Annotated in this window: 16 protein-coding genes, 1 tRNA gene and 1 pseudogene; 14 read left to right on the top strand and 4 right to left on the bottom strand. The window is 47.5% G+C overall.

Annotated features, from left to right (window positions below; translation table 11 throughout):
- Nucleotides 1-1,713, top strand: coding sequence for a bifunctional ADP-dependent NAD(P)H-hydrate dehydratase/NAD(P)H-hydrate epimerase (locus KQI_RS0115580; RefSeq protein ID WP_010347737.1), 1,713 nt, complete (start codon nt 1-3; stop codon nt 1,711-1,713).
- Here KQI_RS0115580 and KQI_RS0115575 read toward each other — a convergent pair.
- A complete protein-coding gene (locus KQI_RS0115575; RefSeq protein ID WP_010347735.1) occupies nt 1,697-2,191 on the bottom strand; it encodes a hypothetical protein in 495 nt (164 codons plus the stop codon). The genes KQI_RS0115580 and KQI_RS0115575 overlap by 17 nt on opposite strands.
- Before the next feature lie 166 nt (nt 2,192-2,357).
- On the opposite strand from KQI_RS0115575, the gene KQI_RS0115570 reads away from it, so the two are divergent.
- The gene (locus KQI_RS0115570) at nt 2,358-3,194 is read left to right on the top strand and encodes an HAD hydrolase-like protein (protein WP_010347734.1); all 837 of its coding nucleotides are present in this window, start codon (nt 2,358-2,360) and stop codon (nt 3,192-3,194) included.
- A gap of 223 nt (nt 3,195-3,417) precedes the next feature.
- Here KQI_RS0115570 and KQI_RS0115565 read toward each other — a convergent pair whose 3' ends face one another.
- Complete coding sequence (locus KQI_RS0115565) at nt 3,418-4,368, bottom strand: beta-ketoacyl-ACP synthase III (RefSeq protein WP_010347733.1); 951 nt, start codon at nt 4,366-4,368, stop codon at nt 3,418-3,420.
- 248 nt (nt 4,369-4,616) lie between these two features.
- Between KQI_RS0115565 and KQI_RS0115560 the strand changes: the two genes are divergently transcribed.
- Nucleotides 4,617-5,300, top strand: coding sequence for a MarR family transcriptional regulator (locus KQI_RS0115560; protein WP_029390184.1), 684 nt, complete (start codon nt 4,617-4,619; stop codon nt 5,298-5,300).
- 48 nt (nt 5,301-5,348) lie between these two features.
- Here KQI_RS0115560 and KQI_RS0115555 read toward each other — a convergent pair whose 3' ends face one another.
- Nucleotides 5,349-6,380 carry a ribonucleotide-diphosphate reductase subunit beta gene (locus tag KQI_RS0115555; protein WP_010347731.1) on the bottom strand — a complete coding sequence of 344 codons (1,032 nt, stop codon included), beginning with the start codon at nt 6,378-6,380 and terminating at the stop codon, nt 5,349-5,351.
- Between the two features lie 20 nt (nt 6,381-6,400).
- Entirely contained in the window at nt 6,401-8,734 is a 2,334-nt protein-coding gene (locus KQI_RS0115550) for a ribonucleoside-diphosphate reductase subunit alpha (protein ID WP_010347730.1), read from the bottom strand.
- Between the two features lie 555 nt (nt 8,735-9,289).
- Here KQI_RS0115550 and KQI_RS0115545 point away from each other — a divergent pair.
- The 11 genes and pseudogenes from KQI_RS0115545 (at nt 9,290) to KQI_RS0115500 (ending at nt 15,026) form a co-directional block, all read left to right on the top strand.
- Nucleotides 9,290-9,643 carry an MTH1187 family thiamine-binding protein gene (locus KQI_RS0115545; protein WP_010347729.1) on the top strand — a complete coding sequence of 118 codons (354 nt, stop codon included), beginning with the start codon at nt 9,290-9,292 and terminating at the stop codon, nt 9,641-9,643.
- A gap of 75 nt (nt 9,644-9,718) precedes the next feature.
- Nucleotides 9,719-9,790: transfer RNA gene (locus tag KQI_RS0115540), tRNA-Thr, on the top strand.
- A gap of 97 nt (nt 9,791-9,887) precedes the next feature.
- Nucleotides 9,888-10,118 (top strand): annotated as a pseudogene (locus tag KQI_RS27975) (NucA/NucB deoxyribonuclease domain-containing protein); the annotation flags it as partial.
- A 130-nt stretch (nt 10,119-10,248) separates the two neighbouring features.
- A complete protein-coding gene (locus tag KQI_RS26975; protein ID WP_010347727.1) occupies nt 10,249-10,899 on the top strand; it encodes a hypothetical protein in 651 nt (216 codons plus the stop codon).
- On the top strand, nt 10,896-11,066 hold the full coding sequence (locus KQI_RS28845; protein ID WP_010347726.1) for a hypothetical protein: 171 nt from the start codon (nt 10,896-10,898) through the stop codon (nt 11,064-11,066). The genes KQI_RS26975 and KQI_RS28845 overlap by 4 nt, the downstream gene beginning before the upstream one ends.
- Nucleotides 11,067-11,655: 589 nt before the next feature.
- Nucleotides 11,656-11,994: an ArpU family phage packaging/lysis transcriptional regulator gene (locus KQI_RS26970; RefSeq protein ID WP_010347725.1), complete on the top strand. Its 339-nt coding sequence runs from the start codon at nt 11,656-11,658 to the stop codon at nt 11,992-11,994.
- Nucleotides 11,954-12,352, top strand: coding sequence for a hypothetical protein (locus tag KQI_RS26965; RefSeq protein WP_010347724.1), 399 nt, complete (start codon nt 11,954-11,956; stop codon nt 12,350-12,352). Before KQI_RS26970 ends, KQI_RS26965 begins: the two co-directional genes overlap by 41 nt.
- 965 nt (nt 12,353-13,317) lie before the next feature.
- Nucleotides 13,318-13,488, top strand: coding sequence for a hypothetical protein (locus tag KQI_RS28840; protein WP_169314554.1), 171 nt, complete (start codon nt 13,318-13,320; stop codon nt 13,486-13,488).
- Nucleotides 13,489-13,865: 377 nt separating this feature from the next.
- Nucleotides 13,866-14,063 (top strand): phage holin family protein, encoded by a 198-nt coding sequence (locus tag KQI_RS27970; protein WP_241763928.1) that lies wholly within the window; start codon nt 13,866-13,868, stop codon nt 14,061-14,063.
- Entirely contained in the window at nt 14,020-14,787 is a 768-nt protein-coding gene (locus tag KQI_RS0115505) for a M15 family metallopeptidase (RefSeq protein WP_010347722.1), read from the top strand. The genes KQI_RS27970 and KQI_RS0115505 overlap by 44 nt, the downstream gene beginning before the upstream one ends.
- The gene (locus tag KQI_RS0115500; protein WP_010347721.1) at nt 14,787-15,026 is read left to right on the top strand and encodes a hypothetical protein; all 240 of its coding nucleotides are present in this window, start codon (nt 14,787-14,789) and stop codon (nt 15,024-15,026) included. The genes KQI_RS0115505 and KQI_RS0115500 overlap by 1 nt, the downstream gene beginning before the upstream one ends.
- Nucleotides 15,027-15,094 lie beyond the last annotated feature (68 nt).

The following is a 15,094-nucleotide window of genomic DNA, read 5'->3' as shown; positions in this document are numbered from 1 at the left end:
ATGTACATGGTGACCGCCGATGAAATGCGGCAACTGGATCGGTATACGATTGACAAGCTGGGTATCCCGGCCCTCACGTTGATGGAAAACGCCGGACGCGCGGTAGCCGACGAGGTAATGAAGCTTTGTGTGGGGAGACACAGATTGAGCAATGGGAGCTCGGGAGGCAATACCAATCCAATCTGCGGTGCTGATGATGCTGATGTGTTCAGGGGACAGGCGATAGCAAAAGTCGCTCAGACAGGACCGGGCGAGCTGCCGGACCCTAGCGGGGGCATCTGGGGGGAGCCGTGGGGTCACGGGCGCCATGCGGTATGGCAACGGGAGCATTGGTATATCCTCGTAGGCAAAGGCAACAACGGGGGCGACGGACTGGTGGCAGCCCGCCATTTGACCGATGCAGGGCTGCTCGTCACCGTTGTCTACGCCGACTCACCGGATACGCTGCGCGGTGAGGCGGCTGCGCAGCGCGATGTCATCGCGGCTCTGGGCATCCCGGTCATCGTCTACGGCCGGGATGCCCTCGACCTGCGCGGCGCCTCAGGCATCGTCGATGCCCTGCTGGGCACGGGCACACAGGGCCCGTCGCGCGAGCCCTATGCCTCGCTGATCCGCGAGGCCAATGCCAGCGGCGCGCCGCTCGTGTCGGTAGACGTGCCTAGCGGCCTCGATGCCGACACAGGTGCGCTGCACGAGCTGTGCATTCGTGCGCGTGTCACCGTATGCCTCGCCTATCTGAAGCGTGGGCTCGTCCAATACCCGGGCGCCGAGGCCGCAGGCGATGTGGTGGTACGCTACATCGGCATTCCGCCCGGGCTTGCCCGCGAATGCGGCGTGCAGCTGCGCCTCCTGACCCGCGACACGCTGCGCGAAGCGCTGAACGTGGACGTAAGCCGCAGTCGCGTGCCGGACGGGCACAAGGGCACCTACGGCCACGTTCTCGTCGCGGGCGGAAGCCTGCGCATGAGCGGCGCGGGCTTGCTGGCCGCACGTGCCGCCCTGCGGATCGGCAGCGGCCTTGTGACGTGGGCCGTGCCCGAAGCGCTGCTGCCGCACGTGATCGGTGCCGCGCCGGAGCTGATGCTGGCTGCCGCAGCAACAGGTAGAGACGGCGAATGGAACGCCGACTCTGCGGAGGAGCTGCTGCAGCTCGCGCAGAAGCGCGATGTGCTGGCCGTCGGTCCCGGTCTCGGCCGCTTCACCGGGGACACCGGCTGGCTGCACCGCCTGTGGGAGGAGTACGATGGTCCGCTCGTGCTTGATGCGGACGCCCTGAACATCCTCGCCTCTGCCGGACCTGAGCTGGATGTCTGGAAGCCGAGAAGCGCGGCGGTCGTGCTGACGCCGCACCCCGGCGAAATGGCTCGTCTGCTGGGGATATCGACGGCAGAGGTGCAGCGTGACCGCATCACCCATGCCCGCCAGTATGCCCGGACACGCGGGGTTACGCTGGTGCTTAAGGGAGCGCGTACCGTCATCGCGTGCCCTGACGGAACGGCCTACGTCAATACGACAGGTCATGCCGGGATGGCGACAGGCGGCGCGGGCGATGTACTGACAGGCATGATCGCGGGCCTGCTGGCGCAAGGCTTGAACGCTTCGCAGGCAGCGGCCTTTGGCGTGTACCTGCATGGCGTAGCTGGAGAAACAGCCGCGCGTCAACGCCAGCATTCCACCGCAGTGGTGGCTGGTGACATCATTGAAGCCCTATAGGCCATAGCAGCAGCGGCAGGAGGAAGGCCAGCATGATCTGTACTCCATACCCACGGTTCAGCCAGTGCCTTCCCCCATAGTACAGCAGTGTGATGGCTGCACCAGCTATGCCGTTGCTCCATAAAATGCCGGCTCCGGCAGGCGACATCAAAGTCCCTAGCAGGAGAAAGATACTGAATCCTGCGGCAAGGTACAGGCTGAACTGCTCGGGCTTTCGCAGCCAGGGCAAAAAATCGCGTAGCGCATCGGCGGCAAGAGCTGCCGGGAGGGCAAAGCCATAGGCCCATAATTGCGCGGTCAGCTCACCGCTGTTGCCTGCTATCGTTACGGGTATCCCCGTTATTTCCTCTGTCAGATAGCAATACATCCATAAGAGGCCAAAGACCAATCCTCCACAGGCCAGTTTGTTCAGCGCATAACAACCAAGCTCCATCCGCCAAGGCATTTTGGAATTAAATTCATTCCAGGGCTGTCTCATGTTGCGACTCCTCCTTACGGCACTCAGTAATCTACAACCAGTCAAGGAATTAATTTCTATTACAATCCGCTTACGCTTTACGGCATTTCAGTTTACGTTAGCTGTGTATCATGTTCCTAAGCAATAAAGATTGCGGATAGCCGCGGTACGGAGAGGCGGGGATTGCATGATACAGGCGGTTATTTTTAATCTCGAAAGTACATTGTTGGACCCCGGAGGACGGGGGCTAATCCAGGGAATGCTCGATATTTTCAGATGGAAAGGTGTACAAGTAACCGAAGAACAGGTATCTCATGGGCGAGGGCTGCCGATCCGTGACCATATTGCCAATGTGCTGGGACTCTCAGAGGTTCGAAAAAAATGGCTGGAGCGCTTCGGTACACATCCCGGGAGAACGGATATTGAGCGCATTTATGTTGAGCTTGTCCCGGTTCTCCGTTCCTTGATTCAAGGAGCCGAGCCCGCGATTGGTATAGACAAGGCACTGCATGAATTGCAGGAGCGTCGTATTCAGTCAGGTGCCACTGCAGCCTGCTCGATGGAGATGTTGGGGCCTATTTTCTCGCCTGCACAGTCACCCTATACGCTGGATTGTGTGGTAGCCCCTTGTGAAGTGTCGCAGGGACGTCCTTATCCGTGGATGATCTATGAAATTGCACATCGTTTGCAGGTATTTCCGCTCAGCGATATTGTGAAAGTAGGAGATACGGCAGCCGATATGCAAGAGGGAAGAAATGCCGGCGTCTGGACGATTGGTGTGTTGAACCATAACGATAGCGCACTAAGCGCAGCACAGACAGGCAGCCGTGAAATGGACGACAGAGTGACAGAAGAACGGCGCAGACAGAGCATATACGGATTAAAAAGGGCAGGAGCTCATATCGTCATGAACTCGATCGCTGACTTGCCGCGTATTTTACGTGAAATCGAGATGCTCCAGCATACGGGCGGCTATCCCTCTTATACGAAGCAGGTAAAAACCGCGTTGATGCCCCCGTCGTGAATAGCGTTGATATGCTATGGGGCTATGGCTTCAATTACACGTCTCTAGGTTATATGTATGCGCCACATCGGGTGAAGGTGAACTCCTCAGATTCTGAGTATATGTCTGTAGCATTTTATCAGTTTATATGTAAAAAAAGCCTCAGCTCGTTACTCATGCTCCATCTCCATAAAGAGAAGGTTCATAGATACGGGACAAGGCTTTTTTTGTAGAATAGCATATTTCATCCGAGCTGAATGACTTGAACGCCCCAGGCTAATCCAGCGCCAAAACCAGCCAGAACCACAATATCCCCAGCCTGGATTCGTTGTTGTTCCACAGCTTCCGCGAGCGCAATGGGAATAGAAGCCGCTGACGTATTTCCGTAGGTTTCGATATTCATAAAGAACTTATCCATTGGAATATTCATCTTGTCTGCGGCATGCTCAATGATCCGAACATTGGCTTGGTGCGGAATAATCAAAGCGATATCCTCCAGGCTTAATTCCAATTCCCCCATCACCTTGGTCAGCATCGATTCCAGAATGCGTACCCCGAACTTGAAAACCTCTCGTCCATGCATCGTAATAGGCCCTGTGACGGGGGAGATCAGTGTGTCTGCTCCACGTTCTTCCGAGCCCAGCAAGGAGAATGACGAAGAAGCTCCGGGGCGAGATTGAAGGACGACAGCTCCTGCACCATCCCCAAACAAAACGGCGGTATTACGGTCCTGCCAATCCATGATTTTGGAGAACTTGTCCGCACCAATCACTAGAACGTTGTGGTAAGCGCCCGATTTTATCAAATCACTGCTGATCGAGAGGGCATACACAAAACCGGAACAGGCTGCGGACAGATCAAATGCAGGTGCGCGACTTCCGAGCTTTTGCTTGACCAGCATGGCCGTGGAGGGAAAAGCATAGTCAGGAGTGGAAGTTGCCACTACAATAAGATCTACATCTTCCGGCGATAACTGGGCACGGTGCAAAGCATCGGTTGCAGCCATGACGGCCAGGTCAGAGGTTTCTGTGGATGTTTCCGCAATATATCGCTGACGGATGCCTGTTCGCTGGCTAATCCATTCATCGGATGTATCTAGGGACGCGGCTAAATCCAAATTGGTCAATAGAGATGTTGGGACGTAAAATCCTGTGCCTGTAATAGTAACCCCGTTCGGGTTGAGAGCTGATTGCATAAACATTTCCCTCCAATAAAATAATCACACAGAAAACCTCAAAGACCAAAAAAACCAAAAAACAATATGAATAAAAATATAACACAGCCCGATTAAAAAGGAAATATGTAAAAGAGCAGCCCGCTGTGCAGGAATCAGGAAAAATCCAGTGGCTTGCTTATACAGGTATTCAGTGCTATCATGTAAGACACAAAAAACCCAAGAACGGATTGGCAGAACAAGATACACAGGGAGGTTACAACGCTATCATGTCACTTACTAAACGCCGACTGCAGTTTTTGCATACATTAGTTGAACTGTACCAAAAAACGAATTTACCTATTCATTACGAAGCCTTGGCTAAATCATTAGGGGTTAGCAAATGGACGGCCTACGACATGCTGAAAGAAATTGAAAAGCTCGGTTTTATTACGCGCAGCTATGAGGTAAATACTAAGGTTACCGGACGTTCACAGGTTGTATTTGTACCCACGGATAAAGCAGCGGATTTGTTCAGTCAATCCCGGAATGAACTAGTGGATCTGGTAGATTGGAAAAAAAACGCTGATAGCATCTTCGAATTGCTCAAACATTTGAGCAGTACGAGTCTCAACGAAGCTGTACGTAAAATTTGGATGGAAATTTCAGAAGCCAGTACCAGAATTAACTTCTGTGCCCATATCATTGGACTGCTGTTCATATATTTGAAGAAAATGGATGGTAAAACAGGCCCCTGGATTCAGCAGATTGTCCTTACAGCACCAAGCAAGGAAATGGGTATGACCATGTTCGTCGGCACAGTTTTAGGTATGGCTGTACAAACGATGAATGATGAATTGGGACTTGAAATTACGGAACTGGTTTCCCGTTTTCTACAAACGATTTCGGATCTTTCTGATCAAGAAAAGGGACTGCTTTTTGATTTTCTGAACGAGGCTTTTCATTCCTCATGAAAAAAAGCCTTAACCCGAAAATACTGAGTTAAGGCTGTATTTTGCTACTTACAAATCGTCAAATCCGTTGTCATCTCCAACCTTGCCATAATTGCGTGATTTTGCTTCGAAAAAGTCTGTTTTTGTCGCATTCAGCGCTTCATCCGAGAATGGCTTGATCCAAGGCATACTATTTACATCTACACCTTCATAAGCTTTGTCCATACCGAGCAGTCTCAGGCGCATATTCGCCATATATTTGATATAATCACTCAGCTCGTGCAAGTCGATGCCGCGAACCTCCTTGAGCGTATAATGCGCCCAATTCGTTTCCAGCTCCACAGCGCGGTTGATCATACGATAGACATAGTCCATGTTCTCCTTGGTGTTCAGCTCAGGGAAATCGGCCAATAGCTGCTTGAACACTTCGGCAAAGAAGTAGCAATGCTGATTTTCATCGCGCTGAATATACGAGATCATTTGACTGGTGGCCATCATTTTTTGGTCACGGGCCAAATTGTAGAAGAAAGCGAATGTACTGTAAAAGAAAATGCCTTCCAGAATCAAATCGGCCACCATCGCCTGGAAAAAGGTCTGCGGGTTCTGCTTATCGCGGAACTCCTGGTAAATGCCCGAGATAAATGTGTTACGCTCCAGCAGGACAGGATCATTTTTCCAGTATTCGAAAATTTCCTTTTGCTCCTGCTCCGATACCAGGGAAGACAGAACGTAGGAGTAGGACTGGTTATGCACTACTTCCTGCTGCCCGATAATGGCTGAGATAGCTTCCAGCGAGGAGTCGGTAAAATAGCGTTTTACATCTCCGACAAACATCGTTTGCATGGAATCCAGCACAGCCAGCAGGCCGATGTTAATTTTGAATGTGCGCTGTTCTTCGGCATCCAGCATAGGAAACTGGGATGCGTCCTTCGACATCGGAATTTCATCCGGAATCCAGTGGTTGAGCAGCAGTACTTTATACAGCTTGTACATATGCGGCATCCGAATATCGTTCCAGTTCAGAATGCCAGAGTTTTCGCCTTCAATAATCCGGGTAGAGCGGTTAGGCGCTTCCGTGTTAAAAATCTTTTGCAACTGCATGAGAGCTTCTCTCCTTTAGTTTAGGATGCGCAGCTTTCGCATTCTTCAATCGTCAGTGCGCGGCTGCGTACATAATAGGTCGACTTCATACCTGATTTCCAGGCATGGATGTGCAGTTCCAGGAATTCCGTAGCTTTAATGTCAGGGCGTACATACAGGTTAAAGCTTTGGCCTTGGTCAATATGACGCTGACGTGCAGAAGCCATGTTGATCGAAGCATGCTGATCCAGCAAGAAAGCCGTTTTGTAGTACCAGATCGTCTTTTCGTTCAAGTCCGGTGCAGGATTCGCGATCTTGTAGGTTGTTTTCTCTTCATAGGAAAGCAGCTCATACAATGGATCGATACTGGCAGTAGAACCTGCGATGATCGACGTGGAACCGTTAGGGGCAATGGCGAACAGCCATGCGTTGCGAATGCCGTTTTGTTTGACCTCTTCGGCAAGCTCACTCCACTCGGACGACGTGACGAACTTGCCTTCACGTGTACCGTCCGTATAGCCACGGGATGTAAAATAATGCCCGGTTGACCAGTCAGAACCCTCAAATTTGGCATAACGGCCTTTTTCCTTTGCCAGCTCCATGCTGGATTTAACGGCCAAATAGTTAATTTTCTCATACAAATGATCGTTATAGGTTACCGCTTCATCGGATTCCCAACGGATGCCTTCGAGTGCGAGCAGGTGATGCAGACCGAACGTACCCAGACCGACTGCGCGGTATTGGCTGTTCGTATATTGTGCTTGCAGCACTTCAATATTGTTAATATCAATGACGTTATCCAGCATGCGTACCTGAATCGGTACGAGACGATCCAATACTCCTGCCGGAACGGCGCGAGCCAGATGGATCGAGTTCAGATTGCAGACAACGAAGTCGCCAGGAATTTTGGAAATGACAATGCGTGTTTGTCCATCCTTGGTGACCAGTTCCTCTTTTTCCACGACGGTCGCAGATTGATTTTGCATAATTTCCGTACACAGGTTGGAGGAATACACCATACCGTGAGCCCGGTTCGGGTTGGCACGGTTTACCGTATCGCGGTAGAACATGTACGGCGTACCGGTTTCCAGCTGCGATTTCATCAGGCGTTTCATAATGTCGATGGCAGGCACCGTAATACGGGAGAGAATCGGATGCTGTGATGCTTCCTCATATTTCTCACGGAAGGAGCCAGCACCAAAGGACTCATCATAAAAATCCTCCAGTCCCAGTGGACGCCCTTTCTCATCTGTCCAGCCCATGACCTTCTTCACTTCATGCGGGCAAAACAGGTTCCATTCGCCGCGTGCTTCGACCTGCTCCATGAACAGATCGGGCAGACATACGCCATGGAACACGTCATGTGCACGCATCCGCTCATCACCGTTGTTCAGCTTCAGGTCAAGGAAGGCAAGAATGTCCTTGTGGAATACGTCGAGATAAACGGCAATCGCGCCTTTGCGTGTACCCAATTGGTCTACACTGACGGCCGTATTGTTCAGCTGGCGAATCCATGGGATAACGCCGGAGCTTGTATTTTTATGTCCGCGGATATCGGAGCCGCGAGCCCGTACTTTACCGAGGTATACGCCGATACCGCCGCCCATTTTGCTGAGACGGGCTACATCGGTATTGGAATCGAAAATACCTTCCAGCGAGTCGTCTACCGTGTCGATAAAGCAACTGGAGAGCTGTCCGGCCACCTTTTTCCCGGCATTGGACATCGTTGGGGTCGCAGCGGTCATGTACATGTTGCTCATCGCCCAGTAAGCTTCCTTGACCAGCTCCATCCGCTTGTCCGCAGGCTCCTGGTGCATCAGGTACATCGCGATGATCATGTAGCGTTCTTGTGGCAGCTCCATCACACGTCCGTCAAAATCGTTCGCCAAATAACGCTCAGACAGCGTCAGCAGCCCGATATAATCGAACAGCAGGTCATTTTTCGGCAAAATGGAAGCGCCCAACTCATCAATTTGCTCTTTAGTATAGTAGTCGAGCAATTCCTGACGGTAGATGCCCTTTTCGACCAGTTCCGTGATCAATGGATAAAAGGCACCGTAAGGCTCGTCTGCATAGGATTTGTAACGGCGATGGGTCGCCGCTTTTTTGTATAGAGAAGTGAGCAAAGCACGTGCAGCGGCGAATTTCCAGTCCGGTTCTTCCTTGCTGACCAGCTCAAGTGCGGCCATCACAAACGCGTTGCTAATTTCATTTCCCGTGACTTCGTCCCGGCGCAGCTTGCTGGTTACACCGCGAATAAGACGATCTTTATCCAGCTTGTCCAATCCGCTGAGCACACGGTCGGCATATACGGAAATGCGTATTTCATCAAAAGCCAACTGGCGGTTGTTTGGTTTGGTTACGAGTTGTGGCATAGGATTAATTCCTCGCTTTCCTGATTTGGAATACATACTTAGGGAATGGGCATGAAGATGAGCATGTTGACAGAGGTAAAAATGAAAAAACGACAGCATTTTGGGGCTGTATGTAATCCCATAACATAGAAATAGCGATGCGCTTGCCAATGAAGGAGAAGAAGGTTGGTTACCATGCAATTTATTGGCTACATCACTATATTTAGAGTTGTTATGAATAATTAACCCAACATATTGTGTTTAAAAACTTAAAATTTCAAATAAGTGCAAGGAGTATTATAGCAATATTCGCAGCCATACGTAAAGGAAAAGGAATGGAAAATCGAAATATGCAGGGGAAGCACGGACTGTATTTGAATTGAGGCTGTGTGAACGGTACAATGAATGATAGAGAGGTTTCTTTCAGAAACAATCAGTATATCAGCATACATATGGCCTTGTTCTGAAATAAGGTTGCTCTATCGGATAGCTTTATTAGATGAGTATTTTGCATAAATCCCAAGAGCATTTTCGAATCGGCAAGTATAATTTAAAAAATAAAGGAGGCACACCTCGATGGCCATTGCAGAAGTGACTGTAATCCCGATTGGAACGGGCAGCACCAGCCTGAGCGACTATGTTGCCCAGATGCAAAAAGTGTTAAAGACGCAAAAAGGAATTACCTACGAGCTTACCTCTATGAGTACGATTATTGAAGGCTCGTTGGACGATGTATTTACCGCCATTGCAGCGCTGCACGAAGCGCCATTCCTGTCAGGTGCCAAGCGCGTCTCCACCTCGGTCAAAATCGACGACCGCCGTGACAAGCCTTCCTCCAGCCGTCAAAAGCTCCGTTCCGTCGCAGATAAGCTGTCCGGCACAGGGATAGGAACAGGGAACGTCACCGAACTAAATCCAAATCCTAGTTGAATAAAATGGATGTAAGTCATTGATTTTTATGTAAGGAAGAGTATAATAGTTTTTGTTGTCAGCTTATACTGACTCGCTGGTGTAGCTCAGGGGTAGAGCAACGCACTCGTAATGCGTAGGCCGGGGGTTCAATTCCCTTCACCAGCATCCTTACAAACGCAAGCACGGCGCGGCTTCCAAGCTTTTTGGAGGCCGCGCTTTTTTGTTGGAGTGAGCATTTTTCTAACATTCTTCTAACCTTTAGTCGATTGACCGAGATGGGGCAGAGGAAAACAGAAAGGAGTCTCTAAAGGGCTATCCAACTAAAAAAAGATATGACCGTGACGAATGGCCAATGGCAATGTGCGCTGAAGGTGGTGCAGGTGCTGATATCAGATACATAAGCCCTAAAGATAATAGAGGGGCAGGATCATGGGTAAGTCATAGGTTCGAAAACTATGAGGACGGCACAAAAGTAAAATTTATTGTTAATTAAATACTTTTTTATGAAATAAGGTTGATTTCTTTAATTAATTTAATGTTCGACAAAATTCCCGTTACTTCTTCCTAATAAAGCTATATAATTTACAATTGTTTCAAATAATTGTATAGGAGGAAACATATTTATGAAAATTATCAAGAAAGTGTTCGTCCCTTTACTCGCAACAGTATTATTCTGCGCGACTGTTTTACCTTCGGTGAGTAATGCTGAACAAGCTGCTAAACCAGAGGTAAACCTAGTTCAAACAGAAGTTATTCAGACTGATCGTGGAGAGGCAACTGTAACAACAAACTTTAATGATGACAATCATAGAATAACGACTGTTGTTGAGAATGGAAAAACAACTAAAATTGAATATTTTCCACAAGATCAAACTTTGCTAATTGACGGTGTAAAACAAGAGAATTTTCATGTTAAAGAGACTCGTTCGGACTTTTCTTTAAATGCTGTTCCTCCAGGTGGAACTTTTGTGGGCAAGTTCGATTACTCCTATGATTGGGTAAATGTAGGAATAGCTTATGCAGCAGGGGCAATAGCTACGGTTACTAAAGCACCTGTATCAACTATTCTCACAATTCTAGGTATTGGAGCAAGCTTGAATACTCAATCTTACTATACGATTTATCAATATTCATACCCTAGAAAATGCGAAGCTATCCCCTACGCTAATCACACAGTGTTCTATCAGGATGCTTCACGAAACAAAGTAACTGGTACAGCTGACTCTGGAAAGTTCTTTAGTTCGCAACCTTACCCTATCGGATGTACTCCATGAACAAATTTTTAAAACGTTATGCTAGTATTTTGCTAGGCTATGCAATAGGCCTGGGAATATTTTATGCACTGGGGTATAAGTTTCATGTAATGATGTTTTATATTATTTTGACTGGAACTATAACAGGAGAGATAATTAATTTTGCATTATCTAAACGAGAAAAATAAACAAAAAGCCTGCTAACCTTAATTGGTCGGCAGAGCCTTTACTTTTTATTTAATCACATTTTTATTCCTGGTAATCGGCTATCCTACAAATACAGATGTCATTTAATACAAAAAAAGGAGCACATGAAGAACTTGCTACTCCTATTTTTGATCTCGGCTATTTTCTTCTAACAAAACTTCTAACGGCTTCGGATTATTTAGAAGTATTTGAGGAACCTTAGGGCGAACGTAACTAGATAACTACATACTTTGGGAGTATGTTGGTACTTATGGGAACTGTACCGGAACGCACTCGTAATGCGTAGCCCGGCGGTTCAATTCCCTTCACCAACATCCTTACAACGTAAGCACCAGCGCGGCTTCCAAGCTTTTTGGAGGCCGCGCTTTTTTGTTGGAGTGAGAGGAATGCAAACAGTTTGCAAACCTTTAGTTTAGTGAAGTGATATCTCGTCTTTATATTGGTGTTTAGATAGAGTCACCAATGTTCTAGTGGATCACTGCTTCCTGGAGGTTAGGAAGTACATGAGGGTAGGTATACCAATGTAACCGTTCAATATCCTCCGGTCAACGAGAAAGCCACCGCCTTGCGGTGGAGGAATATCTGGAGACAGTTCGGCAGTATCGGCAGATTGGTTTTGTACGGCGCGAAGTGGCAATTACGCAGGCATATACTTATAGAGAGCATCAATCCACTAATCCGATCAGCAAGCAGACGGAGGACATCGCAACATACAAGTTGGACAAGGAAGCAGAACTGCAGGCGAAGGATAGGCTGTTGGAAATAGCAATGGGCAAGTTATCAAGCGGCCAGCGGGAGGTCATTCAACGGAGCTACCTAGATCACGAAGGCGAGTTCGATTACATTAGTTGTGGAGAAATGGGGATTAGTGATACAGGTCACTCAAAACCAAGACAACCAAAATGTTAAACAAGCCTATGATGTATTAGCTGAGGGAGCGAAAATCGGTACAAAAACGATTAGTATGGAAATCGAAAGACAAGTACAGGGAGACAATATTATTGTAAATCTAGTTACTGAGACACATTATGATTTAAACGATACCGCTACTGAAGCCCAAAAAGAGGTATTCTCGGATAATGTAAATAAGGCCGAAATCAAAAAAATAAATAATGAATACTTTGTTGATGGTCAAAAAGTAGATGCCGCACAAAGTAATCAATCCATTTATAGCTCTAATGTTCAACCGAATGACTTTAGTTTAGCGGCCAGTGAAGACACTGGAGGCAGGAGGAGCTCTTGCGGCGCAGGCTGGGTTAGTATATGAAAATTATAATGCAGCACATGCAACTTTAACCAAGTTCTATAATTATGTAAGACAAATGTAATTTAGCGCTTGCTTCAAAATAGTCTGCTAATTAGCAGGCTATTTTTATATTATAGTAATGTAATATTCAATGAAGGAGGTAGAGAATCTATGATTTATTATGTGTTTGCAATCACAGTCCTAGTTTTAATCCTGTTAATTTATCGGATAAGAAAGTACAGGTTTAAAAAGTTCAATACAGAAAATATTATGATATGTGTTATATATATAATCACAATTTATATGCTGCATTTGAGCCATTATAATGCTATGAATTTTTGGTTTATAGGAATTTTTATTGTGCTTATTTTTTTGTTTATCAATGGGGAAAATAAAAACAAGAAAAGGTGATCATTAATTTTTCCTCCTATGAGATATAATTTGAAAAATTAGAGCACAAAACAATATAGAAGAGAAAGCCTTATTTAATGACCGTTATTTGAATGAGTAATGACTGTTTTGTGATCTGCCATTGGACTTTTGATGTGGTAAATTTGTATCATGGAAAATCAAATAAGGAACACATTGAGGCGCTAATGCCCCGGTGATCAGGTCGGCCAATGTGTCGGCCTTTTTGACTTTTCTGTAGTTTTGAATGTGGTGGCGGAAGAGAGACGCTACAACGTAGGATGATGGCATTGACCAGCGCGCGCAAGGGAAGGCCCGGGATATGGCCGCGGACAAGGGTGAAGCCTTGCAATCACTTAGCGGGCACCTGTAACGCACAGCGGTAGATCGGCACAGTATGCAGGTTGCGGTTAAACGATAAGTCATTTCATGCGGGGGAGAGTGGCCCTCGTCCACATTTTTCATGGCACGCGCAGGCGGCAAGGAACCAGTTAACCAGCGGAAACATTAACAGCCCGGTCAGAACCCTTGCGCGTTTCAATTCCGCAGCGTGTTTTTTAATTTAAGGAGGGACGGACTTGTTTTACGATAAGGAGACAGGTAAAAAGAAGGTAGCCAAAGAGGGATGCTGCATTCATTGCGACAAACCATCAAGGCATGTTTCATTGGGTATCCAGTTCTGTACTGAATGTATCCAAGCATTGGGGAATGATAAAGATATAGGCAATCGTACTGTGTGGGACAAGTAATATCGAGAAAATGAGCAAAAGTTAGTTTATCATGGATTAATCGTTCTTTTTCCGGTATTGTCCGGCTTTTGTTCTTTGACGGCCATTTCTGGCGATTTGTAAAATGGTCTTGTCATTCCTCTCTAGTTACTAAGTACAAATGCTTTTAAATAAGCGCCTGTGTTACTTTGGTGCTATAAATACATATGCAGATATTAGTCACTCATTTGGGTGGCTTTTTTAATTGACTTTTGAAAGGATCACCCAAACAGCCAAAAAAATGCAAAGGTTGTGTGTGGGAGAGTGGGATTCTTTTACCAAGAGTAGATAGTTTTAGAGGCACGGTGATAAACCACTGCAGGTGCTGCTTATATTGATAGCGTTAGATTATATTTCTGGTGTTGCAGGAGCTAAAAATAAGAAAGTGGACAGCGACAATCTATTTTTATGCTGATCGTGAAGGATCATCATTGGCCGAGAATTTGGACGCAATGGATGTGCCTTTACCGTTTAGGCTGGAGCAGTTTCTGCATCAACTGAATGAGAAGGGAGATGGAAAAGCTGCTGACACTGGAGCAAGTAAAGAGAAAATCTGAGAAACGACTGTTTGGGCTTCACCCGGTCATCCGTCAGGCAGCTGAATGCCTCATTGATCGATGTTATGACCGAGATGTATGGATCATCATTACACAAGGATTACGAACGTATGCGGAGCAGGATGCTCTGTTTGCTCAAGGACGCACTAAGTCAGGACAGGTCGTGACGAAAGCACGCGGGGGCTATTCGATTCATAACTTCGGGTACGCAATCGACTTCGCGCTGCTACTTCGGGATGGTCGTACGGTATCGTGGGAGACGCTGCGCGACGATGATAAGGATTCGCTACCGGATTGGAGCGAAGTCGTCGAAGAAGCAAAGCGGCTGGGCTTCGAGTGGGGCGGCGACTGGCGCAGTTTTAAGGACATGCCCCATATACAGATGATCTTTGGCCTTTCTACGGCAGATTTCCGGGCAGGTAAGCGCCCAACTCAAGCGCAGCTCAACGCTGTGCTGGCTAAGATTAACTCACTTAAAACGGGAGATGATGAGCCTATGACAGCAGAAGAAAAGGCAGCGTTTAATGCGTTACAAAAGCGTGTGATTGCGCTGGAATCCGCAAATGAACTCGCGAAAGTACCGGCTTGGGCCGAACAAGCGTGTATTAACGCAAAGGCTGCAGGTGTGTTGGATACGGCGAATGATGGTAGCTACGACTTTTACAGACTGGTCACTTTACTCGACCGGGCTGGTGTATTCAGCAAAAAGGGAGGTGCTGCATAATGACGGATTGGAAACGGAAACTGTCTTCTCGTAAGTTTTGGGCGCTGCTGGCCGCACTGATCACAAGCTTGCTTACTGCGTTTGGGGCAAACAATGACACAGTTATTCAAGTGACTGGCGTAATCGGTGTGTTCGGTGCGGTTGTTGCTTACATTCTGGCCGAGGCTTATGTGGATGGAAAATCTGCGGGAACCGACTCCACTTCAGACAATTCTGAAGTTTTCTTCCGACAGGAATAATCCCAAGCGTTTGGGATAGTAAATACCCTACTAGCTAAGCTAGTGGGGTATTTTTTGTTTACCTGCAT

The organism is Paenibacillus peoriae KCTC 3763 (assembly GCF_000236805.1).
GTDB lineage: Bacteria > Bacillota > Bacilli > Paenibacillales > Paenibacillaceae > Paenibacillus > Paenibacillus peoriae.
Note: the sequence above shows the minus strand (reverse complement) of the source record. Positions and strands in the feature narration are given on the sequence as shown.

Bases quoted from the DNA above. Each gene is read 5' to 3' on its own strand.
- KQI_RS0115580 (WP_010347737.1), top strand. From the start codon at position 1: ATGTACATGGTGACCGCCGATGAAATGCGGCAACTGGATCGGTATACG.
- KQI_RS0115575 (WP_010347735.1), bottom strand. From the start codon at position 2,191: ATGAGACAGCCCTGGAATGAATTTAATTCCAAAATGCCTTGGCGGATG.
- KQI_RS0115570 (WP_010347734.1), top strand. From the start codon at position 2,358: ATGATACAGGCGGTTATTTTTAATCTCGAAAGTACATTGTTGGACCCC.
- KQI_RS0115565 (WP_010347733.1), bottom strand. From the start codon at position 4,368: ATGCAATCAGCTCTCAACCCGAACGGGGTTACTATTACAGGCACAGGA.
- KQI_RS0115560 (WP_029390184.1), top strand. From the start codon at position 4,617: ATGTCACTTACTAAACGCCGACTGCAGTTTTTGCATACATTAGTTGAA.
- KQI_RS0115555 (WP_010347731.1), bottom strand. From the start codon at position 6,380: ATGCAGTTGCAAAAGATTTTTAACACGGAAGCGCCTAACCGCTCTACC.
- KQI_RS0115550 (WP_010347730.1), bottom strand. From the start codon at position 8,734: ATGCCACAACTCGTAACCAAACCAAACAACCGCCAGTTGGCTTTTGAT.
- KQI_RS0115545 (WP_010347729.1), top strand. From the start codon at position 9,290: ATGGCCATTGCAGAAGTGACTGTAATCCCGATTGGAACGGGCAGCACC.
- KQI_RS26975 (WP_010347727.1), top strand. From the start codon at position 10,249: ATGAAAATTATCAAGAAAGTGTTCGTCCCTTTACTCGCAACAGTATTA.
- KQI_RS28845 (WP_010347726.1), top strand. From the start codon at position 10,896: ATGAACAAATTTTTAAAACGTTATGCTAGTATTTTGCTAGGCTATGCA.
- KQI_RS0115505 (WP_010347722.1), top strand. From the start codon at position 14,020: ATGGAAAAGCTGCTGACACTGGAGCAAGTAAAGAGAAAATCTGAGAAA.
- KQI_RS0115500 (WP_010347721.1), top strand. From the start codon at position 14,787: ATGACGGATTGGAAACGGAAACTGTCTTCTCGTAAGTTTTGGGCGCTG.